The 23,435-nt window shown below is 61.9% G+C and carries 20 protein-coding genes; 4 read left to right on the forward strand and 16 right to left on the reverse strand.

Going from position 1 to position 23,435, the window contains the following annotated elements; all coding sequences use genetic code 11:
* Positions 1-102: 102 nt before the first annotated feature.
* From secF to queA, 5 genes are all read right to left on the reverse strand, one after another.
* Positions 103-1,125 (reverse strand): protein translocase subunit SecF, encoded by a 1,023-nt coding sequence (gene secF / locus BMZ70_RS17880; protein WP_092277250.1) that lies wholly within the window; start codon positions 1,123-1,125, stop codon positions 103-105.
* Between the two features lie 15 nt (positions 1,126-1,140).
* Positions 1,141-3,003, reverse strand: a complete 1,863-nt coding sequence (secD, locus tag BMZ70_RS17885) for a protein translocase subunit SecD (RefSeq protein ID WP_092277253.1) — start codon at positions 3,001-3,003, stop codon at positions 1,141-1,143.
* Between the two features lie 59 nt (positions 3,004-3,062).
* Positions 3,063-3,401 (reverse strand): preprotein translocase subunit YajC, encoded by a 339-nt coding sequence (yajC, locus tag BMZ70_RS17890; RefSeq protein ID WP_092277256.1) that lies wholly within the window; start codon positions 3,399-3,401, stop codon positions 3,063-3,065.
* A 70-nt stretch (positions 3,402-3,471) separates the two neighbouring features.
* Positions 3,472-4,611 (reverse strand): tRNA guanosine(34) transglycosylase Tgt, encoded by a 1,140-nt coding sequence (gene tgt, locus BMZ70_RS17895; RefSeq protein ID WP_092277259.1) that lies wholly within the window; start codon positions 4,609-4,611, stop codon positions 3,472-3,474.
* 87 nt (positions 4,612-4,698) lie between these two features.
* Entirely contained in the window at positions 4,699-5,724 is a 1,026-nt protein-coding gene (gene queA / locus BMZ70_RS17900) for a tRNA preQ1(34) S-adenosylmethionine ribosyltransferase-isomerase QueA (protein ID WP_092277262.1), read from the reverse strand.
* A 70-nt stretch (positions 5,725-5,794) separates the two neighbouring features.
* On the opposite strand from queA, the gene recG reads away from it, so the two are divergent.
* On the forward strand, positions 5,795-7,861 hold the full coding sequence (gene recG, locus BMZ70_RS17905) for an ATP-dependent DNA helicase RecG (RefSeq protein WP_092277265.1): 2,067 nt from the start codon (positions 5,795-5,797) through the stop codon (positions 7,859-7,861).
* A 112-nt stretch (positions 7,862-7,973) separates the two neighbouring features.
* Here recG and BMZ70_RS17910 read toward each other — a convergent pair whose 3' ends face one another.
* The 7 genes from BMZ70_RS17910 to BMZ70_RS17940 form a co-directional block, all read right to left on the reverse strand.
* The gene (locus BMZ70_RS17910) at positions 7,974-9,185 is read right to left on the reverse strand and encodes an MFS transporter (protein WP_092277268.1); all 1,212 of its coding nucleotides are present in this window, start codon (positions 9,183-9,185) and stop codon (positions 7,974-7,976) included.
* Between the two features lie 62 nt (positions 9,186-9,247).
* On the reverse strand, positions 9,248-10,243 hold the full coding sequence (locus BMZ70_RS17915; RefSeq protein WP_092277270.1) for a Gfo/Idh/MocA family protein: 996 nt from the start codon (positions 10,241-10,243) through the stop codon (positions 9,248-9,250).
* Positions 10,244-10,292: 49 nt separating this feature from the next.
* On the reverse strand, positions 10,293-11,090 hold the full coding sequence (locus tag BMZ70_RS17920; RefSeq protein WP_092277962.1) for a DUF3025 domain-containing protein: 798 nt from the start codon (positions 11,088-11,090) through the stop codon (positions 10,293-10,295).
* Positions 11,091-11,102: 12 nt separating this feature from the next.
* Positions 11,103-12,155, reverse strand: a complete 1,053-nt coding sequence (gene pyrC / locus BMZ70_RS17925; RefSeq protein WP_092277273.1) for a dihydroorotase — start codon at positions 12,153-12,155, stop codon at positions 11,103-11,105.
* Between the two features lie 46 nt (positions 12,156-12,201).
* Entirely contained in the window at positions 12,202-13,530 is a 1,329-nt protein-coding gene (locus BMZ70_RS17930; RefSeq protein WP_092277276.1) for a DUF2314 domain-containing protein, read from the reverse strand.
* Between the two features lie 137 nt (positions 13,531-13,667).
* On the reverse strand, positions 13,668-15,116 hold the full coding sequence (locus BMZ70_RS17935) for an amidohydrolase family protein (RefSeq protein WP_092277278.1): 1,449 nt from the start codon (positions 15,114-15,116) through the stop codon (positions 13,668-13,670).
* On the reverse strand, positions 15,116-15,841 hold the full coding sequence (locus tag BMZ70_RS17940) for an amino acid ABC transporter ATP-binding protein (protein WP_092277964.1): 726 nt from the start codon (positions 15,839-15,841) through the stop codon (positions 15,116-15,118). Before BMZ70_RS17940 ends, BMZ70_RS17935 begins: the two co-directional genes overlap by 1 nt.
* Before the next feature lie 189 nt (positions 15,842-16,030).
* Here BMZ70_RS17940 and BMZ70_RS17945 point away from each other — a divergent pair, with 189 nt between their 5' ends.
* Positions 16,031-17,275, forward strand: a complete 1,245-nt coding sequence (locus BMZ70_RS17945; protein WP_092277281.1) for a dicarboxylate/amino acid:cation symporter — start codon at positions 16,031-16,033, stop codon at positions 17,273-17,275.
* A gap of 41 nt (positions 17,276-17,316) precedes the next feature.
* Here BMZ70_RS17945 and BMZ70_RS17950 read toward each other — a convergent pair whose 3' ends face one another.
* Entirely contained in the window at positions 17,317-17,517 is a 201-nt protein-coding gene (locus BMZ70_RS17950) for a hypothetical protein (RefSeq protein ID WP_092277284.1), read from the reverse strand.
* Positions 17,514-17,903, reverse strand: a complete 390-nt coding sequence (locus BMZ70_RS17955) for a hypothetical protein (RefSeq protein ID WP_092277287.1) — start codon at positions 17,901-17,903, stop codon at positions 17,514-17,516. The genes BMZ70_RS17950 and BMZ70_RS17955 overlap by 4 nt, the downstream gene beginning before the upstream one ends.
* A gap of 187 nt (positions 17,904-18,090) precedes the next feature.
* On the opposite strand from BMZ70_RS17955, the gene BMZ70_RS17960 reads away from it, so the two are divergent.
* Entirely contained in the window at positions 18,091-19,659 is a 1,569-nt protein-coding gene (locus BMZ70_RS17960) for a family 43 glycosylhydrolase (protein ID WP_092277290.1), read from the forward strand.
* Positions 19,660-19,662: 3 nt separating this feature from the next.
* On the opposite strand, the gene BMZ70_RS17965 is transcribed toward BMZ70_RS17960, so the two are convergent.
* Together BMZ70_RS17965 and BMZ70_RS17970 are read right to left on the reverse strand one after the other, a co-directional pair.
* Entirely contained in the window at positions 19,663-21,084 is a 1,422-nt protein-coding gene (locus BMZ70_RS17965) for a M20/M25/M40 family metallo-hydrolase (RefSeq protein ID WP_092277293.1), read from the reverse strand.
* Positions 21,085-21,099: 15 nt separating this feature from the next.
* The gene (locus BMZ70_RS17970) at positions 21,100-22,932 is read right to left on the reverse strand and encodes an ABCB family ABC transporter ATP-binding protein/permease (protein WP_092277296.1); all 1,833 of its coding nucleotides are present in this window, start codon (positions 22,930-22,932) and stop codon (positions 21,100-21,102) included.
* A gap of 61 nt (positions 22,933-22,993) precedes the next feature.
* Between BMZ70_RS17970 and BMZ70_RS17975 the strand changes: the two genes are divergently transcribed.
* On the forward strand, positions 22,994-23,434 hold the full coding sequence (locus tag BMZ70_RS17975; RefSeq protein WP_092277299.1) for an acyl-CoA thioesterase: 441 nt from the start codon (positions 22,994-22,996) through the stop codon (positions 23,432-23,434).
* Position 23,435: the final 1 nt, after the last annotated feature.

The following is a 23,435-nucleotide window of genomic DNA, read 5'->3' on the forward strand; positions in this document are numbered from 1 at the left end:
GTTTGTGACAGACTGCGCCTCGCGCAAAAAAAATCCCTCCCAGCCTGAACGCGCTCAAGATCGCGCTCAATGCGGGGAGGGATTTTTGGGGAGCCGCTGCGCTTAAACGACAGCGCCGTCGGTTTCGTCTTTTTCCTTGACCGGCTTGATCAGGTCTTCGCGCTTCACGCCCAGCCACATGGCCACGGCGGCGGCAACGAACACCGACGAGTAAATGCCGAAGCAGATACCAATGGTCAGCGCCATCGCGAAGAAGTGCAGCGTCGGGCCGCCCAGGAACAGCATCGACAGCACCATCATCTGCGTGCAGCCGTGGGTGATGATGGTACGCGAGATGGTGGAGGTGATCGCGTTGTCGATCACTTCGTGCACGCTCGCCTTGCGCTGCTTGCGGAAGTTTTCGCGGATACGGTCGAAGATAACCACCGACTCATTCACCGAGTAGCCCAGCACCGCCAGCACGCCGGCCAGCACGGTCAGCGAGAACTCCCACTGGAAGAACGCGAAGAAGCCCAGAATGATCACCACGTCGTGCAAGTTGGCGATAATCGCCGCCACCGCAAACTTCCACTCGAAGCGAATGGCCAGGTAGATCATCACGCCGATCACCACCATCACCAGTGCGTTCAGGCCGTTCTGGGTCAGCTCGTCGCCCACCTGCGGGCCGACGAATTCCACCTTCTGCAGCGCCACCAGCTCGGCATCGTTCGCGCCGGCGCACGATTGCTTGACCACGTGCTCGCCCTTGGCGGTCACGGTGTCGATCTGCTTCAGGCTGCCGGTTTCAGCTTTGCACAAGGCGTCGAACACCTGTACCGACGCAGCCTTCGGCGTAATGCCCTTCACCACCGGCAGACGCAGCATCACGTCATGCGCGGTGCCGAAGCCGGTCGCTTCCGGCTGCTCGTAGCCGATGGTTTCCAGCGTGTGGCGGATCCGCTCCAGGTTCGCCGGCTGCTGGTAGCGCAGCTCCATCACGGTGCCGCCGGTGAACTCCACCGACAAGTGCAGACCCCGGGGGATCAGGAAGAACACGGCCGCCACGAAGGTCAACGCCGAAATGACGTTGAACACCAGCGCGTGGCGCATGAACGGGATGTCTTTTTTAATGCGGAAAAATTCCATCTTCTGTGCCCCTGATTATTTCTGGCCCGGTACCCAGACGGTACCGATAGCGATCGATTGCAGTTTCTTCTTGCGGCCGTACCAGAGGTTGACCACGCCGCGCGAGACAAACACGGCGGAAAACATCGAGGTCAGGATACCCAGCGTGTGCACCACGGCGAAGCCGCGGATCGGACCGGAGCCGAACACCCACAGCGCCACACCGACGATCAGGGTGGTGACGTTGGAGTCGATAATCGTCGCCCAGGCGTGGCCGAAGCCGTCGTTGATGGCCGCCTGCGGCGACGCGCCACGGCGCAGCTCTTCACGGATACGCTCGTTAATCAGCACGTTCGAGTCAATCGCCATACCCAGCGCCAGCGCAATTGCGGCCATGCCCGGCAGGGTCAGGGTCGCCTGCATCAGCGACAGGATCGCCACCAGCAGCAGCAGGTTGACCGCCAGCGCAAACACGCTGAAGAAGCCGAAGATCATGTAGTAGGCAATCATGAACACCGCAATGGCAGCGAAACCGTACATGGTCGAATGCAGACCCTTGCTGATGTTCTCGGCGCCCAGTGCGGGACCGATGGTGCGCTCTTCAATCACTTCCATCGGCGCCGACAGCGCGCCCGAGCGCAGCAGCAGTGCCAGCTCAGCCGAGTTCTCGGCGTTGCCCATGCCGGTGATGTTGAAGCGGCTACCCAGTTCTTGCTGAATGGTCGCCACCGACAGCACTTCCGGTTTGCCCTTCTCGAACAGTACGATGGACATTTTCTTGCCCACGCGATTAGCGGTAGCATCGCGCATGCGGCGGCCGCCGTCGCCGTTCAGGTCGATGCTGACGGCAGGCTGCTGGTTCTGGTCAAGGCTGGCCACGGCGCTGGAGATGTAATCACCCGTCAGCACCACGTCCTTGGACAGCACAACCGGCACACCCTTGCCCACGGTGAACAGTTCGGAATTGAGCGGGATCGCCGCCGACATCTCGGTGCCCGGCGTCACGCTCTCGTCGACCATGCGGATTTCCAGGGTCGCGGTACGGCCGATCACGGCGCGCGCACGCGCCACGTCCTGCACGCCCGGCAGCTGCACCACGATGCGGTCCGGGCCTTGCTGCTGGATGACAGGCTCGGCCACGCCCAGTTCGTTCACGCGCTTGGACAGGGTCGAGATATTTTGCTTCACGCCGTCGTCGATGGTTTGCTTGAGCGCGGCCGGCTTCAGGCTGACCACGGTTTTCAGCTCGCTGCCTTCACCGGAGTCGGTGTACAGCAGGTCGCCCAGTTGGCCGGACAGCACGTCCTTGGCTTTCTGGCGGGTGGCGTCGTCGCGGAATTTGATTTCGATGGTGTCGCCCACGCGGTCGATGCCGGCGTGACGGATATTCTTGTCGCGCAGCGAGCTGCGGGCCGCCGACTGCAGGCCCTGGATGCGCTTGTTCAGCACCGCCTTGGTGTCGACCTGCATCAGGAAGTGCACGCCGCCGCGCAAGTCGAGGCCGAGGTACATCGGCAGCGCGTGCAGGCTTTGCATCCATTTTGGCGTGTCCGCCTGCAGGTTCAGCGCCACCAGGTAGGTTGGGTCGGCCGGGTCGGCGTTCAGGCCCTGCTCCAGCACCGACTTGGCGTGGAACTGGATGTCCGGGGTGGCAAAGCGCACCCGCACCGAGGCGTAGGTGCCGCTGCCGTCAAAGGCGACGCCGTTGTTGGCGATGCCGGCCTTGGTCAGCACGTCAGCCACCTTGGCGGTCATGTCGGACGTCATCTTGACGGTCGACTTGCCGCTGGTGACCTGCACTGCCGGCGATTCGCCGAAGTAGTTAGGCACCGTGTACAGCGCGCCCAGCAAAATGGCGACGGCAATAAGGATATATTTCCAGACTGGATAACGATTCATATAGCTCTAACGTTCCGTGTAGACGTCAAAAGGCCCGCATCGTGTGCGGGCCGGGGGAATTACAGGCTCTTCAGCGTGCCGTTCGGCAGCACCATCGTGATCGAGTTCTTTTGCACCACCAGTTCGGCGCCGCTCGAGATTTCCAGGGTCACGTACAGGTCTGAGATCTTGGTGATCTTGCCCAGTACGCCGCCGGCGGTCACGACTTCATTGCCCTTGGCCAGCGCTTCCATCATGGCCTTTTGCTCCTTGGCGCGTTTCTGCTGAGGACGGATCATCAGGAAGTACATGGCCACGAACATCAGGATCAGGAAACCATACTGGCCCAGGAAGCCGCCGCCGCCGAGGGCTGCTTCTACAGGATTGGATTGGGCATAAGCATTGGAAATAAAGAACACAGTGACTCCGATATCTATAGTTTAAAAAACAGCGCTGTATTCTAGCACTGGCCGCCCGGCGTTAGGACTTTTACACCCCTCGGCTGCGATCGGCGTGGAATTGCTGCACCCAGGCCGGGAAACGGTCGGCATCCAGGGCGTCGCGCATCTGCTGCATGATGTCCAGGTAGTAGTGCAGGTTGTGGATGGTATTCAGGCGCGCACCGAGGATTTCCTGGGTACGGTTCAGGTGGTGCAGGTAGGCGCGCGAGAAGTTCTTGCAGGCGTAGCACGAGCAGGTGCTGTCGTACGGTTCCTTGTCATCCTTGTAACGGGCGTTCTTGATCTTGATGTCGCCGAAGCGGGTGAAGATCCAGCCGTTGCGGGCATTCCGGGTCGGCATCACGCAGTCGAACATGTCAACGCCGTTGGACACGCCGGCTACCAGGTCTTCCGGCGTGCCGACGCCCATCAGGTAGTGCGGCTTGTTGGCCGGCAGTTTCGGGCCGATATGTTGCAAGATGCGCATCATGTCTTCCTTCGGCTCGCCGACCGACAGGCCGCCGATGGCCAGGCCCGGGAAGTCGATCTGCGACAGGCCTTCCAGCGATTCATCGCGCAGCTTTTCAAACATGCCGCCCTGGACGATGCCGAACAGCGCGTTCGGGTTCTCGCCACGGTGGAACTCGTCGTAGGAGCGTTGCGCCCAGCGCAGCGACATGCGCATCGACTTGGCCGCTTCGTCCAGCGTGGCCGGACGGTTGTCGATTTCGTAAGGGGTGCATTCGTCGAACTGCATCACGATGTCGGAATTGAGCACGCGCTGGATCTGCATCGAGATTTCCGGCGACAGGAACAGCTTGTCGCCATTGATCGGCGAGTTGAAGTGCACGCCCTCTTCCGTGATCTTGCGCATGGCGCCCAGCGAGAATACCTGGAAGCCGCCGGAGTCGGTCAGGATCGGCTTGTCCCAGCCCATGAAATCGTGCAGGCCGCCAAACTTGGCCATCACGTCGTTGCCCGGACGCAGCCATAGGTGGAAGGTGTTGCCGAGGATGATCTGGGCGCCGATTTCCTTCAGCTCCAGTGGCGACATCGCTTTGACCGAGCCGTAAGTGCCGACCGGCATGAAGATCGGCGTTTGCACCACGCCGTGGTTCAGCTTGACCTCGCCACGACGGGCGTTGGTTACGCCGGTGGTGTCGGTTTTATGTAATTTAAATTCCAGCATATTCAATCCTAATTGTTACCACCGTCGTTCCGGCGCAGGCCGGAACCCAATTGGATTCCGGCCTGCGCCGGAATGACGTGGCGGCGGTTAAGCTCTGTTTTGCGTCGTCAGCAGCATGGCGTCGCCGTAGCTGAAGAAGCGGTATTCTTGGGCGATCGCGTGGGCGTAGGCCTTGCGGATCTCTTCAAAACCGGCGAAGGCCGACACCAGCATCAGCAGGGTCGACTTAGGCAGGTGGAAATTCGTGATCAAACGGGTCACGGTCTTGAACTTGTAACCCGGCGTGATGAACAGCGCGGTATCGGCGCTGCCGGCTTCCAGCTGGCCGCTTTGCGAGGCCGATTCCAGTGCGCGCAGCGAAGTCGTCCCCACCGCCACCACATCGCGGCCGGCCGCACGGGCAGCGCGCACCGCATCCACAGTTTCCTGCGGCATGGTGTACCACTCGGTATGCATCTGGTGTTCGGACAGGTTTTCATTGCGCACCGGCTGGAAAGTGCCAGCACCCACGTGCAGCGTGACGTAGGCGAAGTTGACGCCCTTGGCTTTCAGCTTTTCCAGCAGCGCTTCGTCGAAGTGCAGACCGGCGGTCGGCGCGGCCACGGCGCCCGGCACTTTGTTGAACACCGTCTGGTAACGGTTCTCGTCGAATTCATCGGCATCGTGCTCGATGTACGGTGGCAGTGGCAGGCGGCCGTGGGCTTCGATCAGGTCGAACACGTCGGCGTCGAAATGCAGAGTGAAGAATTCGCCGGCGCGCTCGCCGACGGTGACGTCGAAAGCGTCGGCCAGGCGCATTTTGGTGCCGGCCAGCGGCGAGCGCGAAGCGCGCACCTGTGCCAGCACGGTGCGGTTATCCAGCACGCGCTCGACCAGCGCTTCCACCTTGCCGCCGCTCTCCTTGGTGCCGAAGAAGCGGGCCTTGAGCACGCGGGTATTGTTCATCACCAGCAGGTCGCCCGGCTGCAGCAGGCCGACGATATCGGCGAACTGGCGGTCGATAATCTGCTCGCCGTCCAGGTGCAGCAGACGGGAGGCGCTGCGATCTGGCAGCGGGAATTGCGCAATACGCTCTTGCGGCAAGTTAAAATCGAAATCGGAAAGCGAATACATGTGAGGACTCTGTTAACAAATTTGCGGTAGGCCTTACAATATTGGCGGCCAACCCTCTATTTTACGCCATATGCCTGTTTCACCGCCGAAAACTGCTAAAAAAACCGTCAGCGCCGAGGCCAAACTGGCCAAACTGGGCCTGCTCACGGACATGGACCTGGTGCTGCACCTGCCCATGCGCTACGAGGACGAAACGCAGGTCATCACCATCGAAGAGGCCCGGCTGCATGGTGGCGACACCTCCCAAGTTGAGGGCGTTGTCACAAAAAACGAGATCGCTTTCAAGCCGCGCCGCCAACTTCTGGTCCACATCAGCGACGGCACCGGCGATTTACAGCTGCGTTTCATGAATTTCTACGGCAGCCAGGTCAAGCAGCTGGCCGAGGGCACGCGGGTGCGCGCGCGCGGTGAATTGAAGCACGGCTTCTTAGGCGCGGAGATGGTGCACCCGGCCTACAAGGTGGTCAACGAGGGTGCGCCGCTGCCGACGTCTTTAACGCCGGTCTATCCGTCAGGCGAAGGCTTGTCGCAACCGGTGCTGCGCAAGGCCATCGGCGAGGCGATGAAGCGGGTCGACTGGACCGACACCTTACCGGCCTCCCTGCGCGCGGCGCTGCAGCTGTCCGATCTCGAACCGGCGGTGAAGCTGCTGCACTACCCACCGCAGAATGTGGACAACTACGCCTTGGCCGACCGCTCACATCCCGCGTGGACGCGCGTGAAATTCGACGAACTGCTGGCGCAGCAGCTGTCGCTGAAACGCGCCCAGCGCGCGCGCCGCGCCAAGGGTTCGCCGCCGCTGACCAAGGTCGGCGCCTTGTCGCGCGACCTGCAAGCAGTGCTGCCGTTCAAACTGACCGGCGCACAGCAGCGCGTGCTGGCCGAAATCAGCGCCGACCTGCGCCAGCCGTATCCGATGCAGCGTCTGCTGCAAGGTGACGTCGGCAGCGGCAAGACCGTGGTGTCCGCGCTGGCTGCCGCGCAAGCCATCGACAGCGGCTACCAGGCCGCGCTGATGGCGCCGACCGAAATCCTCGCCGAACAGCACTTCCGCAAGATCGCCGCGTGGATGGAGCCGCTCGGCGTGAAAGTCGCGTGGCTGACCGGCAGCCTGAAGAAAAAGGAAAAGCAGGCCGCCTACGACATGATCGAATCCGGCGAAGCGCGGCTGGTGGTGGGTACGCACGCGCTGCTGCAGGACGTGGTGACGTTTGAAAACCTCGGCCTTTCCATCGTCGACGAGCAGCATCGCTTCGGCGTCGGCCAGCGCCTGACCTTGCGCAACAAGGGCAACGAGGGCGCGGTGCCGCACCAGTTGATGATGTCGGCCACGCCGATCCCGCGCACGCTGGCCATGACCTACTACGCCGACCTCGAAGTCTCCGTGATCGACGAACTGCCGCCGGGCCGCAGCCCGATCGTCACACGCGCCATCGACCAGAACCGCCGCGACGAAGTGATCGAGCGCGTACACGCCGCCGCACAGGAAGGCCGCCAGATCTACTGGGTCTGTCCACTGATCGAAGAGTCTGAAGCGCTGCAACTGCAAACCGCCACCGAGACGCACGCGCTGTTGGCCGAGGCCCTGCCGGACCTGAACGTGGGCCTGGTCCACGGCCGCATGAAGCCCGCAGAGAAGCAGGTCGTGATGGACGCCTTCACCGCCAACGAGATGCAGGTGCTGGTCGCCACCACCGTGATCGAGGTCGGTGTGGACGTGCCGAATGCCTCGCTGATGGTGATCGAACATGCGGAGCGCTTCGGCCTGTCGCAGCTGCACCAGCTGCGCGGCCGCGTGGGCCGCGGCTCGGCGGCGTCGGTGTGCCTGCTGCTGTATCAAAGCCCCTTGGGCCACGTCGCCAAGCAGCGCCTGATGACCATGCGCGAAACCACCGACGGTTTTGAAATCGCCCGCCGCGACCTTGAGATACGCGGCCCCGGCGAATTCCTCGGCGCGCGCCAGTCAGGGCAAGCGATGCTGCGCTTCGCCGATCTTGAAACCGATGGCTGGCTGGTCGATCAGGCGCGCGACGTCGCCCACGATCTGCTGCACGCCAACACGCCGGAAAAAGCCGCCACGGTAGAAGCCCACCTCGCCCGCTGGCTGGGCGGCCGCGAGGAATTCCTCAAGGTTTAAAAACAGAGATAAATCCGGTTCGCCAGATCCACCACGAAGCCCGGCGTCAAATACGCGGCGAAGCCCAGCGCCAGCACAATGGCGACGGCGCCGCGCAGCAGCCAGGATTTCATCACGCAGCCTGCGTGCGCACCAGCGGGCGCTCGTTGATCGGCAGGTTGATCAGGCCGGACATCACGCCCAGCGCAATCGCAATGCCCCACACCACGTCGTAGCTGCCGGTGCTGGTGTACAGGTAGCCGCCCAGCCAGACGCCGAGGAAGCTGCCCAACTGATGCGAGAAGAACACAATCCCCGCCAGCATCGACATGTGCTTCACGCCGAACACGCCGGCGATGATGCCGTTGGTAAGCGGCACGGTCGACAGCCACAACACGCCCATCGCCGCCGCAAACAGGTACACCGAGGCCGGCATCAAAGGCGCCAGCAGGAACAGCGAAATCACCACGGAACGCGAGAAGTAAATCGTCGACAGCAGGTAGCGTTTCGGGAAGCGGCCACCCAGCTTGCCCGCATAGTACGAACCGAAGATGTTGAACAAGCCAATCAGCGCCAGCGCCAGCACCGCCACACTAGGATTGGCGATGCCCTGGTCCTTCAGGTACGCAGGCAAGTGCACACCGATGAACACCACCTGGAAACCGCAAACGAAATAGCCTGCGACCAGGAACAGGAAAGAGCGATTGCCCAGCGCCTCGCTGGCCGCCTCGCGGATGCTTTGCTGCGGACCATGCGCATGCTCCACCGCCGGCTCGCGAAGGTAGAGCGCCATCGGCACCATCAACAATACGATCAAGGCGCCAAGGATGTAGAAGGCGTTCTGCCAGCCGACGGCGGAAATCAGCTGCTGCTCGATCGGCATCATCATGAACTGGCCGAAGGAGCTGGCAGCGCCCGAAATGCCGAATGCCCATGAACGCTTTTCCGGCGGCGCCACACGGCCGATGATGCCGCTCACCGCGCCGAACGCGGTACATGCGAGGCCAAGGCCGACGAAGATGCCGGTGCCGAGAACGAACAAGGTAGGCTGTGTCACCACCGCCATCCACACCAGGCCGAGGGCATAGGAGATGGCGCCCACCAGCACCACGCGCATGGTGCCGAAGCGGTCCGCCGCCATGCCCGCGAACGGGCCGAAGGCGCCCCACATCAGGTTTTGCATGGCCTGCGCCAGCGAGTAGGTCTCGCGCGTCCAGCCATTGGCCTGGGAGATCGGCTGCATCCAGAAGCCGAAGCCGTGCCGCACGCCCATCGCCAGCGTCAGCACGACGCCGGTGGCGAGCAGCACGTTCTTGAGTGTGAGTGTGCGATCCGTGGTCAACATGGTTTCTCCCCCTGTTATTCAATTCGTATCAGAGGATTGTAACCAGTTCGCGCCAACCTTGCTTAGGCGTCGGCCGGATAGCGCAGGCCGATCTGCGCGCGGATCTCGTCCAGCGTGCCCATGATGGCCAGCGTCTCGGCATGCGGCATCACCGGGCTTTCGATCAGGCCCGCGCGGATGCAGCGGCCGACTTCCTGCGCTTCGTGGGTGTAGCCGTTGCCGCTCTTCGGCAGCGTGATGGTGCGCTCGCTGCGTGAGGCGCCATCCACCACCGTGACGGTGAAGCTGTCGGTGTTGTGGAAGCGGTCGTGCAGGCGCACGAAGCCCTTCTCGCCGGAGATGGTCAACTCGGTCGGCGTGCGCGAACGCAGGCTGCAAGCGCAGGACGACACGCCGCCACCTTCATGCGACAGGGTGAATGCGGTCTGCATGTCGACCCCGGTGGCGGTCATCTCCGCCTGCGCCTTCACGCCGGTGACGCCGCCGAGGAAGAACGACGACATCGAGAGCGGATAGATGCCCAGGTCCAGCAGCGCGCCGCCGCCCAGCTCCGGCGCGAACAGGCGATGCTCAGGACCGGCGTCCGAAGTGAAGCCGAAATCGGCGGCGACGTGCGCCGGCTTGCCGATCTCGCCGCTGTCGACGATGCGCTTGGCCTCGACCACGGCCGGCATGAAGCGGGTCCACATCGCCTCCATCACGAACAGGTTTTTTGCGCGGGCCAGGTTGATGATGTCCTCGGCCTGGCGGCGGTTCATGGTGAACGACTTCTCCACCAGCACCGCCTTGCCGCCGTTGAGGCACATCAGCGCGTTCTCGTGGTGCATCGGGTGCGGCGTGCCGATGTAGATCACGTCCACATTCGGATCGTCGGCCAGCGCCTGGTAGCTGCCGTGGAAACGCTCGGCGCCATATTGCTGGCCGAACGTGGTAGCGCTATCTACAGAGCGCGAAGCAACGGCCACCAGTTTTGCATCAGGCGTGTCCTGCAAAGCAGTGGCGAAGGCCTTGGCGATTTTGCCCGTGCCCAGAATACCCCAGCGAATTACCTGCGTCATGGCGTGAACTTTCTGCCGCGTGGCGGCGTGTTGGTTGAAAACGGAACGACTATTTTACTGCGCTTATTCGTTTTGCCCGGAACACGGTAGCATCGGCGTAGAACGCCTCGTCCTGCTCCGGCCACCAGCCCGGCACGCCCAGCGCCTGCATTGGCGTGAAGCCGGCGGTGCTCAGGCCATCATCGGCCAACTGCTGCGCGACGGTCGCGTCGATCCATGCGCGGCGCGCGGCGTGGTCCAGCGTGAAGAAACCGTCACCGGCCAGCACGATGCGCGTGTGGGCCGTGATGGCCTTGCGCGGGGCGACCAGCTTCTCCATCAGCGCGTGGCCGAACAGCCAGACCTGCGCGTCCAAGCCCCACTGCGCGCGACGCTCGACGAACGCTTCGTGCCAGCGGTGCTCGCGCAGCGCATCAACCAGCGCTTGGCCTGCCGCGTTATCGCGCGTTACCAACAGTGCGGCGTTTTCGTCAAAGATGGTGGCGCCGTCGCGGGCGGGACCGCGCGACTTGCCGACGCCATCGAGCGCAATCTGCGCCGCCTGCAAGGCGTTCAGCTGCACTTTGATACGCGGGAAGGCCAGCCACACAAGGCCGTTGAAGAAGTCATGCAGGTTGTCGCGCGTGGGCACGCAACCAGTGGCGCCGATGTGCTGCTCGTAGGCCGTGCCTTCCGGCAGATCCTCTTGCGGTACAAAGGAAATCGGCTGGCCGAGGTGATTGCGCAGGCCCAGTGCGGCGGCCTGCTTGCTGAAACTATCGCGGAAGTGCTCTTGTGCGGACAAGCGGCCGGCCGCGTCGCGTACCGATTCATACCACGGTTGCGACCAGTCGATTACGTCCAGCACTTCCGACACTACTTACACCATTTTCCAGTTGATGGTTTCGCCGGCGTTGAGCGGGATCACCTGCTGGTCTGCCAGCGGCAGCGCTTCCGGCAGCGTCCATTGTTCGCGCTTCAGCGTGATCTTGCCCTGGTTGACTGGCAGGTTGTAGAAGGCCGGGCCGTTCAGCGAAGCGAAGGCTTCCAGCTTGTCCAGCGCGCCGGCGCGTTCGAAGGCTTCGGCATACAGCTCCATCGCGTGCAGCGCGGTGTAGCAACCGGCGCAACCGCAGGCGGCTTCCTTGGCGCCCTGCGCGTGCGGCGCCGAGTCAGTGCCGAGGAAGAAGCGTTCGTCGCCGCTGGTGGCAGCGGTCACCAGCGCCAGGCGGTGTTCTTCGCGCTTCAGCACCGGCAGGCAGTAGTAGTGAGGACGAATGCCGCCCTTGAAGATATCGTTACGGTTGTACAGCAGGTGGTGCGCGGTGATGGTCGCGGCGATCGGACCTTCGGCTTCCGCCACGTACTGCGCGGCGTGCTTGGTGGTGATATGTTCAAACACGATGTTCAGCGCCGGGAAATCGCGGCGCAGCGGGCGCATCACGCGCTCGATGAACACGGCTTCGCGGTCGAACAGGTCGATATCCTGATCGGTGACTTCACCGTGGACCAGGAACGGCATGCCGACTTCCTGCATCTTTTCCAGCACCTTGTAGCAGTTGGACAGGTCGGTCACGCCGGCGTCCGAATTGGTGGTGGCGCCGGCCGGGTACAGCTTCACCGCGTGCACGATGCCGCTTTCCTGCGCGCGCACGATTTCGTCCGGCTGGGTGTTGTTGGTGAGGTAGAGCGTCATCAACGGCTCGAATTCCATCCCCTGCGGCAGCGCGGCCAGGATGCGTTCGCGGTAAGCGACAGCGGCGGCGGTGGTGGTGACCGGAGGTTTCAAATTCGGCATCACAATCGCGCGGGCGAACTGGCGGGCGCTGTGCGGCAGCACACTGGCCAGCGTCGCGCCATCGCGCAAATGCAGGTGCCAGTCGTCTGGGCGGGTGATGGTGATGCTGGATGGGGTTTGTTCGAGGTCGGACATGGCAGCGGGCTCTCAAAATGCGAATAGCCGATATTTTACCCGGTTCTCATTGCCCCGAGCGCTGGCGCGCCATCAGCTTGCCCGATTCGTTACCCTCTTCGCCACCCTTACCGTCGTATAGCAAATAATCGAAAACCTCGGCCACCTTGACCTTGACCACCTGGCCGCTGTGCAAAGTGGGGATCTGCGCAGGCTCACTGTTAAGCAGGCCGACAATCTCTTTTTCGCCCCACTGGGTGACCTCCACCCACATCCATTCCCGGCCTCCATCCGGTATGGCGAAAGGCGCCTTGACCAGGATGTATTCGCCAGGACGCAGGCCGGCATTGAATCGCTGGCCCAATGCCGGCAGTTTGGCTTTGGCCGCATTGCTTGCTGCCAGAATCGCATCCGTGTGCTTGACCATTTGCAGCGTATCGGTAAATCCGAACAGTGATGCAAACAAGGCGGTCTGCCGTGCATAGCGATCCGGCCCCGGATAAGCGTCAAAGCCGATCTCCATCAAACGGTTGTTCGGATCCCCATCCTCAGGCTGGCCTTTGTACAACGATAGCTGCGCCACCGCCTTCGCATTATCGGCCAGGGATGGCAACTGCGCGTTTCGAATGGATTTCAGATCAAGCGTCAGCGCGCCGTTCTTGCCGACTGCCGCGCCTTCCGCCAGGGCCTGCGCAAGCAGGTTGATGAGATTCCCCGCCTGATTATTCTGCGAGTGGGCGACATCATTGACCACCAGATCCGGCAGACCAAATTTGGCCATGCCGAGGGTAATCTCGCGCAGCAGCTTATCGCCTTGGTAAGCGTGAATGACGGTGTGTCGGGCGACGTTCGGAATATCGCCCTTCCAGCCTTCGACGCGACGCTTGCGCCATTCGGGGGCGGTGAAAATTTCACGCGTCTCCTCGTCCCAGATGAAACCACCGGTTTGCTCGGCCACTTGCAACAGCAAGCTACCGGCTGCGCGCAAACCGGTATAGGTCGGCGACGCTGGCACGCGGAACTCCAACACCAGCGCCAGCTGCGCCAGTTGCAACTCCTCCGCTTGGGCAGTACTCAAGCCACGTCCGAAATACTGGATCATCTTCAGGTCGGGCGGAGCGTAGGTCTTCTGGACGGTGTCGTCCAAAGTGGCAACCACCTGCGCCGCCGCTGGCTCCTGCGACAATTGCGTCACCAGCGCCAGAGTGCCGCCCTGTTGCGCCACCGAGGCTTTCAGCGCGGCCAACGGTTCCGCCGCCGGCGCTTTTGCATAGTAAATCGCATACACAAAACTGACCGGCCCCTTCAACGGCGCTCCCGCCTGGAACACCTCCACCGCCCAAGCCATCGGTGCAAAACACATCAGCAGCAGAAACAGGGAACGAATGGCAGGCATGGCGGTCTCAGGAAAATAAGTATCCCCGCATTATGCCGACTTCCTCAGTGAGTTAGCAAATAAGCAGCAAACATCGAGCAGGCGCCTCTCCTCGATACTGATAGCCGACAGGCGCCTTAGTCGCTTGCTGCAGCCGCTTACTCCGCCTTGGTCTGCGCCGCCCAGGCCTTGGTGTCGGCCAGGATTTTATCGAGGCGGGCGCGGTCGTAGACGGTGCCGTGGCTGATGACGGTGCGGATCTTGCGCGTGGCGCCGATGTCTTTCAGCGGATTCGCATCCAGCACCAGCACGTCGGCCGCCTTGCCCGCTTCCAGCGCGCCGTAGTGATCCAGCTTGCCGAGGAAGCGCGGGCCGTTGATCACCGCCGATTGCAGCGCCTGCACCGGCGTCAAGCCGTAGTTCACGTACAGCCCGATTTCATCATGCAGCGCCTGGCCCGGATAATCGTACGAATTCAGGAAGCCCGCATCGGTGCCGGCGATGATGCTGACGCCTTCCTGCTGCAGGATAGGCAGCAGCGAGGCCGATTTCTCGAATACCGCCTTGCGCTGCGCAATCGCCGCCGCGTCGTCCTGCGCCGCGCGCTTCACGCGCCAGTCGTAGGTGGCACGCAAGCCCTTGCCGATGTACTGCAAGGCCTCGTCATGGACGTGATCCTCCATGTCCAGATACGCCACCACGCGCGACACCGACAAGGTCGGCACCACCGCTGTGCCCTTGGACGCCATGTAGCGGAACGACGCGCGCGCCGTCGCCTCATCATACGAATCCAGGCTTTGTTTGGAGGCTTCCTTGCCGGTCAGCTTGCCGGCGGCGACCAGGTCGGTCAGCTCCTGCTCACGCGGCGTCGACGCGCGCAGCAGGTAGGATTGGTGCTCCACCGTGCCGAGGCCGGCATCGAACATGGTCTTCAGGGTCAGCTGCACCGGGATGTGGCCCGAGGTGCGCATGCCGCGCTCCTTGGCCTGGCGCAGCGCTTCCAGGTAAATCTCCGGCTTCAGGGTGTTCTCGGTGATCTTGACGAAGTCCACCTTCTGCGCCTGCAGCTTGTCCAGCGCGCGGCTCACTTCTTCCGGCGTGCCGACTTCGATGGTGCCCTTCCATAGCGGCTTGTAGCCTTCCAGCTTGGCGGCCGAGGTGAAGATGGTCGGGCCTTCCAGCTTGCGCTGATTGACCTCATCGCGCCATTGCAGCACGGTGTCCGGCAAGTCGCCCGAGCAATCGCGCACAGCGGTGATGCCGTAGGCCAGGTACAGCTGCAGCAAATGCTTGTTCTCTTCAATCAGGGCCGGGCCGCCGCCGAAGTGCACGTGGGTGTCCCACAGGCCCGGCATCACATACTTGCCCGGCAGGCTGATGGTCTTTTTGGCTGCGTAGTTGACCAGCTGCTTGTCGTCCACCACCGCCAGGATGGTGTCGCCCTTGAGCACCACCGACTTGCCCGTGACCGCCTTGCCGCCGGCAACGTCGATCAGGGTGGCCTTGGTCAGCACCAGGTCGGCCGCGATTTTATCCGCTGCATGAGCCGCGCTCAGCAGTCCCAGCGCCAGCATCGCGCCACTTAATTGCTTAAAGGAAATGTCCATCAGTGAATTATACGGGCAAGAAAGTCGCGTGCGCGCTCCGTTTGCGGCGCGTGGAAAAACTCATCCTTGCCGGTATCCTCCAGAATGCTGCCGTGGTCCATGAACACCACGCGGTTGGCCACCTTGCGCGCAAAACCCATCTCGTGGGTGACCACCATCATGGTCATGCCCTCCTGCGCCAGGCCGACCATCACATCCAGCACTTCGTTGATCATTTCCGGGTCCAGCGCCGAGGTTGGCTCGTCGAACAGCATGGCGATCGGGTCCATCGCCAGCGCGCGGGCGATCGCCACGCGCTGCTGCTGGCCGCCGGACAGCTGGGCCGGGAACTTGTCCTGGTGCGCCAGCAGGCCGACACGGTCGAGGTAATGCAGGCCGCGCTCGACGGCTTCGTCCTTGCTGCGGCCCAGCACCTTGATCTGCCCGAGCGTCAGGTTGTCGCGCACTGATAAATGCGGGAACAGCTCGAAATTCTGGAACACCATGCCGATACGTGCCCGCAGCGCCGGCAAATCCGTGCCCTTGGCGCCAACCGAGGTGCCATCCACGCTGATTTCCCCCTGCTGGAACGGTTCCAGTCCATTGACGGTCTTAATCAATGTGGACTTGCCGGAACCGGACGGTCCGCAAATCACCATGACATCACCTTTTTCGACCCGGGTGCTGCAATCTTTCAGCACCTGGAATTGCCCATACCACTTGCTGATATTTTTGATTTCGATCATAGGAAAATAGATTATTTTGCTGGCAGTTGCGCGCTTGACAGCGCCCTTGCCCACAAGGATACTGCGGAACTTGCCAATAGTTTCAGCAGCCGGCGCACCCAAAACCGGCTGTCGCCATAAGAATAATGCAGTGACTACCCAGCTCGCTGTAAAGGCTCAAAGAGACACTACCACAGGAAACCTCAGAATATGAACAAACAAAGCCGATTGACCACGTACATCCTGATCGGGCTGGCGCTAGGCATCATCACCGGTTATTTCGCCCACGACAACCTGGCCAATCCGACCGGCTTTGCCGACACGATGGCGCTGATTACCACGCTGTTCCTGCGCCTGATTAAAATGATTATCGCCCCGCTGGTGTTCTCCACGCTGGTGTGCGGCATCGCCAAGATGGGCGATGCGACCGCCGTCGGCCGCGTCGGCGTCAAGACGCTGGGCTGGTTCTTCATCGCTTCGGTGATGTCGCTGAGCCTGGGCCTGGTGCTGGTCAACATCTTCCGTCCGGGCGACGCGCTGCTGGGCCACATGGCCGCCACCGCCGCCAAGGCCGACCTGGCCACCTCCAGCCTGACGCTGAAAGACTTCGTCACCCACCTGGTGCCGTCGTCCATCGTCGATGGTATGGCCAAGAATGAAATCCTGCAGATCGTGATCTTCTCGCTGTTCTTCGGCTCGGCCGCTGCGGCCGTGGGTCCGAAAGCCAACGCGCTGGTCGAAGCACTGGACGGCGTGGCGCACGTGATGCTGAAAGTCACCGGCTACGTGATGAAGTTCGCACCGTTCGCCGTGTTTGCGGCGGTGGCGGGCACCATCGCCAAGAGCGGCCTCGGCGTGCTGTCGACCTATGGCGTATTCATGGCCGAGTTCTACTTCGGCATCGCGCTGCTGTGGGCGCTGCTGATCTTCATCGGCTTCCTGTTCCTGAAAGGCCGCGTATTCGCGCTGATGAAAGAGATGCGCAGCCCGGCGCTGCTGGCGTTCTCGACCGCGTCGAGCGAAGCGGCGTATCCGAAAACGCTGGAAGGCCTGGAGCGTTTCGGCGTGCGCAACCGCATCGCCTCGTTCGTGCTGCCGATCGGCTACTCGTTCAACCTTGATGGTTCGATGATGTACTGCACCTTCGCCACCGTGTTCATCGCGCAGGCGTACGGCATTGAAATGTCGCTGGGCCAGCAGATGACCATGATGGCGGTGCTGATGCTGACCTCGAAAGGCATGGCCGGCGTGCCGCGCGCCTCGCTGGTGGTGATCGCCGCGACGCTGGGCCAGTTCAACATTCCGGAAGCGGGCATGCTGCTGCTGCTGGGCATCGACCACTTCCTCGACATGGCGCGCTCCGCGACCAACGTCATCGGCAACGGCATCGCCACCGCCGTGGTGGCGAAGTGGGAAGGCGAGATGGATCCGCCGAAGCAAGCCGAAGCGGCGTAAGCCTCAAGCAACAAAGCCACCGTCCGGTGGCTTTTTTTTCGTCACAACCAAGTCCGCTTCCCCTCCGGCTTGGCCCCCATCTCGCGCAGCCTGCGCCGCAGGCGGGCGTTGTCAAAGAGTGTTCCGATCAAGGTCAGCAAAACGATAATATTGAGCGCATCGCTACCGAAGAATCTGAAAAATAGCGCCGCGCCGCCCGCGCACAGCAGGCCAGTAATCAGTAACGCCAGGTTATCTTTCATTTTTTCCCCCGCTTGTAAATCTCAGGGTGATGCATCAGGACTGCCGCTAACCAAGGACGATGCAAGCGATTCTGCCGAGCATTAAATAACACGTCGGCAATCGAAGTACCTCCAGCTAACGTCCGTCCCGTGGCGACGGCTATGCTGCCTATCACCGCGCCGACATAGTACGAAGCGCTCATTGCCCAAATCGTTGCCAATTTTTCGCCGCGTATTCCGGCCCCGATCATCTCCCGAACGGTAATCTTTTTCCCAAATTTCTCCACCAACCCTACCAGTGTCATGGCGGATCCGACCGCCAGCTGAACATTGCCATATAGGCTTTCTGGCGCTGGTAGTCCTAACGCATCCATATTCTCTTTGAAGTATTTGTAAAAGTCCGACATAAGTCCTCCGATGTAAAAGGTGTCATCGGAGGGTAGCTCTCAAAGGCATCATGCGCTTTGCGGCGGGTCATGGCAAGCAAGCGGGGCGGTTGGAGGGAATTGTTAGCCAACTTGGTGGTTTTCGTAATTGCGACACCGCAATGCGTGATGCACCATCTGGGGATAATTCTACCGAGATGGAGACGATATGACTGCTACCCGGCGCGCTGCGCTTAAGACTCTGCTCGCCGGCGCCGCCGTCGCGCCGCAATTGGCGCTCGCCGCGCCGGAACCGAAATGGGGGCGCGGCGTCGAGGGCCAGCGCAAAGCCGATCTGGGCAACGGCACTTACCTCAATCCCATCCTTGCCGGCGACCATCCCGATCCCACCATCCTCAAGGACGGCGACGATTACTACATGACGTTTTCGTCCTTCCTCTCCTACCCCGGCGTCATCATCTGGCACTCGCAAGACCTTGTGAACTGGCAGCCTATCGGCCCGGCCCTCACCAAGCCGCTCGGCAGCATCTGGGCGATGGACCTGATCAAACACAAGGGCCGCTACTACATCTACATCCCCGCCGGCGACAGCATCCACGTCATCTGGGCCGATAACATCAAAGGCCCGTGGAGCGATCCGATCGACCTCAAAATCCAGGGCGCCATCGATCCCGGTCACGCGGTCGGCGAAGACGGCAAACGCTACCTGTTCGTCAACGGCGTGCGCCGCATCGGCCTCACCGATGACGGCCTCGCCACCGTCGGCAAGCTGGAAAAAGTCTACGAACCGTGGCGCTACCCTGCCGACTGGGTGGTCGAGATGTTCGCCCCCGAAGGCCCCAAGCTGCTCAAGCGCGGCGAATGGTTCTACCTCGTGATGGCCGTCGGCGGCACCTCCGGCCCAGCGACCAGCCACATGGTGATCGCCGCCCGCTCGCGCTCCATCCACGGCCCGTGGGAAAACCATCCGCAGAACCCACTGGTGCGCACCAAAAGCGCCGATGAAAAATGGTGGTCGCGCGGTCACGCCACGCTGGTCGAAGGCCCTGCCGGCGATTGGTGGATGGTCTATCACGGCTACGAAAACGGCTACCGCACGCTGGGCCGCCAATGCCTGCTCGAACCAATCGAGTGGACCAGGGACGGCTGGTTCAAAGCCAAAGGCGGCGATCTGTCCGCACCACTGCCGATGCCGAAAAAAGGCAAGGCAGTCCAGCACAACTTCGCCAAGTCCGACGAGTTCAAGACGCTGAAATTCGGCGTGCAATGGAGCTTCTTCAATCCGGGACCGGACGAGATGAAGCGCGTGCAGCACACGCCAGGCGCGCTGGCCATCAAAGGCAAAGGCACCTCGCCGGCCGACTCCTCGCCGCTGACCTTCATCACCGGCGACCGCGCCTACGAAGCCACCATCACGCTCGATATCGGCGCCGATGCGGAAGGCGGCCTGCTACTGCACTACAACGAACGCGCCTACGTCGGCATCGGCTTCACGCCGACGCAGATGAAAACCTTCGCGCACTCGCAGGAGCAAAGCTGGATGAGGGAGAAGATGGACGTCTCCACCGTCCACATACGCGTGAAGAACGATCAGCACAACGTGACGTTCCATTACTCGCTGGACGGGAAGAACTGGGTGCAGCATTCGTGGCAGCTGGAAGTCTCCGGCCTGCACCACAATGTGTTTGGTGGTTTCCTCAGCCTGCAACCCGGCGTGTACTGCGCGGGTGCAGGCGTGGTGACGCTGCGCGATTTCAAATATCGCGCATTGGCTTAACGCTTAGTTCTGCTCGGCGTAGGTCTTCACCAGCTCGTGCAGGAACACGCGGCCTTCCATCAGCGACTGCACGCCGATGTACTCGTTCAGGCCGTGGATGTTGCCCAGGTCCGGCGTCAGGAAAATCCCGCTGATGCCGTAGGTCGGGATGCCGGCCGCATTGAGGAACTGGCCGTCGGTGGCGCCGGACTGCAGGATCGGCATCACCGGCACGCCAGGCCACATCTTCGCGGTCAGCTTTTCAACCGGCTCCATGATGGCGCGGGTCAGCGGAGGCGGCGCCGAGTTCTCGCCACGGATTTCCAGCGTCTCCACCTTCACCGCAGGATCGTTGATCGCATTGACCAGCGCCTGGCGCACCGTCTCCTGCGTCACACCGGGGAAGATGCGGCAGTTGACGTTGGCGCGCGCGCGCTGCGGCAGTGCGTTGGTGGCGTGGCCGGCATCCAGCATGGTCGCCACACAGGTGGTGTGCAGCATGGCGGCCCAGCTGGCGTCTGCACTCGACACCGTGGCCACCGCTTTCGCATCCTGCGGATTCTGCACCACGGTCTTCATCGCATCGGCGATCTCTTTGTGCCCCGCTTCCAACTGGATCTTGGCCATCGCGTTCAGGTAGCCCTTGCTGCCGTCGGTCAGCTGGATCGGGAACTCGTAGCCCTGCACTTTCGACAGCGCACCGGCCAGATGATAAATGGCGTTGTCCTTCATCGGGCGCGAGCTGTGGCCGCCGCGATTCGTCACTTCGAGACGATAGTTCTGCGACACCTTCTCGCCCGCCTGCACCGTCATCGTGATGCGCTTGCCGGCAGCGTTCAGTTCACCGCCGGCGCCTTCGTTCAGCGCATAGCCGGCGTCGATCAGTTCACGGCGATTCTTGGTCAGCCATTCCGCGCCGTTGAAGGCGCCGGAGGTCTCTTCGCCGCAGGTCAGCGCCATTTTCAGCGTGTGGCGCGGCTTGTAGCCTTCCTGCTTGAAGCGGATCAGCGAATCAGCCCAGATGGCCGCTTGCGCCTTGTCGTCCACCACGCCGCGTGCGTAGAACTTACCGTCTTCTTCGATCAGCGTGAATGGATCGCGGGTCCAGTCTTCGCGCTTGGCTTCCACCACGTCGATGTGGGCCAGCAGCAGGATGGCTTTCGCCTTCGGATCACGGCCCGGCAGCACGGCCACCAGACCGCCCTCTTTCGGATGCGCAGGATCGGCAAACAGGTGCAGGTCCGACTCCGGGAAGCCCGCAGTCTTCAGGCGCGCCGCGATGCGCTCAGCGGCCAGCGTGCAGCTGCCGGAGGACAGCGTGGTATTGGTTTCGAGCAGCTCTTTGTAGAGGGCGCGGAACTGCTGTTCGGTAGGATCGGCAGCGTAAGCACTTTGTACGCATGCCAGCATGGCGGTTACTGCACCCAACACAAAACGAGACTTCATGGTCGATCCCTTAAATTAAACTATGTTCAGAACGTCTTCTTCGTCAGACTTGGCTTGCTGACGCTCCCACATTTGAGCATAGAGTCCGTCTGCTGCCAATAGCGATTGATGCGTTCCGCGCTCCACGATGCGGCCATGATCGAGCACGATAATCTGCTGCGCATCGGCCACCGTGGACAAGCGGTGCGCAATCACCATCGTGGTGCGCGTACGGGAGATCTCCTTCAACTGCGCCTGGATCGCCTGCTCGGCTTTCGAATCCAGCGCCGACGTGGCTTCATCGAAAATCAGGATGGCAGGATTCTTCAACAGCGTGCGCGCAATCGCCACGCGCTGCTTCTCGCCGCCGGACAGTTTGAGGCCGCGCTCACCGACCATCGTCTTGTAGCCATCCGGCAGGCTCTCGATGAAATCGTGGATCGATGCGGCGCGCGCTGCGGCCACGATTTCGTCGTGCGTTGCACCCGGCTTGCCGTAAGCGATGTTGTATTCGATGGTGTCGTTGAACAGCACCGTATCCTGCGGCACGATGCCGATGGCGTGGCGCACCGAATCCTGCGTCAGCGAGCGCAGGTCCTGGCCGTCGATGGTGATGCCACCCGCGTTCACTTCGTAGAAGCGGAACAGGAGGCGCGATAAGGTCGACTTGCCGGAACCGCTGTGGCCGACCACCGCCGTGGTGGTGCCCGGCGCGATGGTGAAGTCGACATCGAACAGAATCTGCCGCTTCGGATCGTAGCTGAAGTCCACGTGGTTGAAGCGCACCTGCGCGCCATGCGTGACCAGCGGACGCGCCTCGGGCGCATCGGCGATTTCCTTGTTCTGGTCCAGCAGCGAGAACAGCTTCTCCATGTCGGCCAGGCTTTGCTTGATCTCGCGGTAGATCACACCGAGGAAGTTCAGCGGAATATACAGCTGGATCATGAAGGCGTTGACCAGCACCAGATCGCCCAGTGTCATTTTGCCCTCGATGACGCCGACGGTGGCGCGCCACAAAATCAGCGTGACGGCAATCGCGATAATCATCGACTGGCCAGTGTTCAGCAGCGACAGGGACGTCTGCGATTTGACGGCCGCACTTTCGTAGTGCTGCAAGCCTTCGTCGTAGCGCTTGGCCTCGTACTCCTCGTTGCCGAAGTACTTCACCGTTTCGTAGTTGATGAGCGAGTCGATGGCCTTGGTGTTGGCCTTGGAATCCAGCTCGTTCATGGTGCGGCGGAAGTGCGTGCGCCAGTTGGTGATGATGATGGTGAAGCTGATGTACGACACCAGCGCCACAAAGGTAATCAGCGAGAACCAGATGTCGTAATGCGTGACGAGGTAGCCCAGCACCAGCGTGATCTCTACCAGTGTCGGCAGGATATTAAACAGCGTGTACGAAATCAGCGAGCCGACCGCGCGCGTGCCGCGTTCGATATCGCGCGTCATGCCGCCGGTCTGGCGGTTCAGGTGGAAGCGCAGCGACAGCGCATGCAGATGACGGAACACTTGCAGCGCAATGGTGCGCACGGCGCGCTGCGTCACGCGCGCGAACAGGAATTCGCGCAGCTCGGTGAACAGCGTGGTCGATACACGCAATATGCCGTAGGCCACCAGTGCGCCCAGCGGCAGCACCAGCAGCGCTTGCGGATGCGATGGCGTGATGGTCAGCGAGTCGATCAGCTTTTTCATCACCACCGGCACGCCAACGTTGGCCAGCTTGGCGCCGACCAGGCAGCCCAGCGCCAGCAGCACGCGCCATTTGTAGACCCACAAATACGGGATCAGGGTTTTGATGGTGGCAGTATCGCTGCGGGTGGAAGCGGTTTTGCTGGCGGGGGCTGGCTGGGAGTCGGCGTAACGGCGCATGGCGGATCTTGGCTTTTTATGGTTCAATCCCGTTAATTGTAGCCCCAGAAGAGAAATCACGATGACCACGCCTCAAATCCCCACCGTCAACACCATCAATCGCGGCCTGCCAGCCGGGAAGATGCCGGAACTGCGCATGATGCCTTCGCCATCCGACGCCAATGTCTACGGCGATGTATTCGGCGGCTGGATCATGGCGCAGGTGGACATCGCCGGTTCGCTGCCGGCCACGCGCCGCGCCAATGGCCGCGTGGCCACCATCGCGGTGAACTCGTTCGTGTTCAAGAACCCGGTGTTCGTGGGCGACCTGCTGTCGTTCTATGCTGATATTGTCAAGGTTGGCAATACGTCCATTACCGTGCAGGTGGAAGTGTACGCAGAGCGCAACCGCCTGCAGGCCGACACCGTGAAGGTGACCGAGGCCACGCTGACCTACGTCGCCACCGATTCCGACCGCAAGCCGCGCAAAGTGCCGTCGATCGAGACGCTGATTAATTCGTAAG

Origin of the sequence: Duganella sp. CF402, from assembly GCF_900109645.1 — a bacterium.
GTDB lineage: Bacteria > Pseudomonadota > Gammaproteobacteria > Burkholderiales > Burkholderiaceae_D > Rugamonas.

Excerpts from the sequence above, each read along its gene's own strand:
- secF (WP_092277250.1), bottom strand. The coding sequence starts at position 1,125 with ATGGAATTTTTCCGCATTAAAAAAGACATCCCGTTCATGCGCCACGCG.
- secD (WP_092277253.1), bottom strand. The coding sequence starts at position 3,003 with ATGAATCGTTATCCAGTCTGGAAATATATCCTTATTGCCGTCGCCATT.
- tgt (WP_092277259.1), bottom strand. The coding sequence starts at position 4,611 with ATGCTGGAATTTAAATTACATAAAACCGACACCACCGGCGTAACCAAC.
- queA (WP_092277262.1), bottom strand. The coding sequence starts at position 5,724 with ATGTATTCGCTTTCCGATTTCGATTTTAACTTGCCGCAAGAGCGTATT.
- recG (WP_092277265.1), top strand. The coding sequence starts at position 5,795 with ATGCCTGTTTCACCGCCGAAAACTGCTAAAAAAACCGTCAGCGCCGAG.
- BMZ70_RS17910 (WP_092277268.1), bottom strand. The coding sequence starts at position 9,185 with ATGTTGACCACGGATCGCACACTCACACTCAAGAACGTGCTGCTCGCC.
- BMZ70_RS17915 (WP_092277270.1), bottom strand. The coding sequence starts at position 10,243 with ATGACGCAGGTAATTCGCTGGGGTATTCTGGGCACGGGCAAAATCGCC.
- pyrC (WP_092277273.1), bottom strand. The coding sequence starts at position 12,155 with ATGTCCGACCTCGAACAAACCCCATCCAGCATCACCATCACCCGCCCA.
- BMZ70_RS17930 (WP_092277276.1), bottom strand. The coding sequence starts at position 13,530 with ATGCCTGCCATTCGTTCCCTGTTTCTGCTGCTGATGTGTTTTGCACCG.
- BMZ70_RS17935 (WP_092277278.1), bottom strand. The coding sequence starts at position 15,116 with ATGGACATTTCCTTTAAGCAATTAAGTGGCGCGATGCTGGCGCTGGGA.
- BMZ70_RS17940 (WP_092277964.1), bottom strand. The coding sequence starts at position 15,841 with ATGATCGAAATCAAAAATATCAGCAAGTGGTATGGGCAATTCCAGGTG.
- BMZ70_RS17945 (WP_092277281.1), top strand. The coding sequence starts at position 16,031 with ATGAACAAACAAAGCCGATTGACCACGTACATCCTGATCGGGCTGGCG.
- BMZ70_RS17950 (WP_092277284.1), bottom strand. The coding sequence starts at position 17,517 with ATGAAAGATAACCTGGCGTTACTGATTACTGGCCTGCTGTGCGCGGGC.
- BMZ70_RS17955 (WP_092277287.1), bottom strand. The coding sequence starts at position 17,903 with ATGTCGGACTTTTACAAATACTTCAAAGAGAATATGGATGCGTTAGGA.
- BMZ70_RS17960 (WP_092277290.1), top strand. The coding sequence starts at position 18,091 with ATGACTGCTACCCGGCGCGCTGCGCTTAAGACTCTGCTCGCCGGCGCC.
- BMZ70_RS17965 (WP_092277293.1), bottom strand. The coding sequence starts at position 21,084 with ATGAAGTCTCGTTTTGTGTTGGGTGCAGTAACCGCCATGCTGGCATGC.
- BMZ70_RS17970 (WP_092277296.1), bottom strand. The coding sequence starts at position 22,932 with ATGCGCCGTTACGCCGACTCCCAGCCAGCCCCCGCCAGCAAAACCGCT.
- BMZ70_RS17975 (WP_092277299.1), top strand. The coding sequence starts at position 22,994 with ATGACCACGCCTCAAATCCCCACCGTCAACACCATCAATCGCGGCCTG.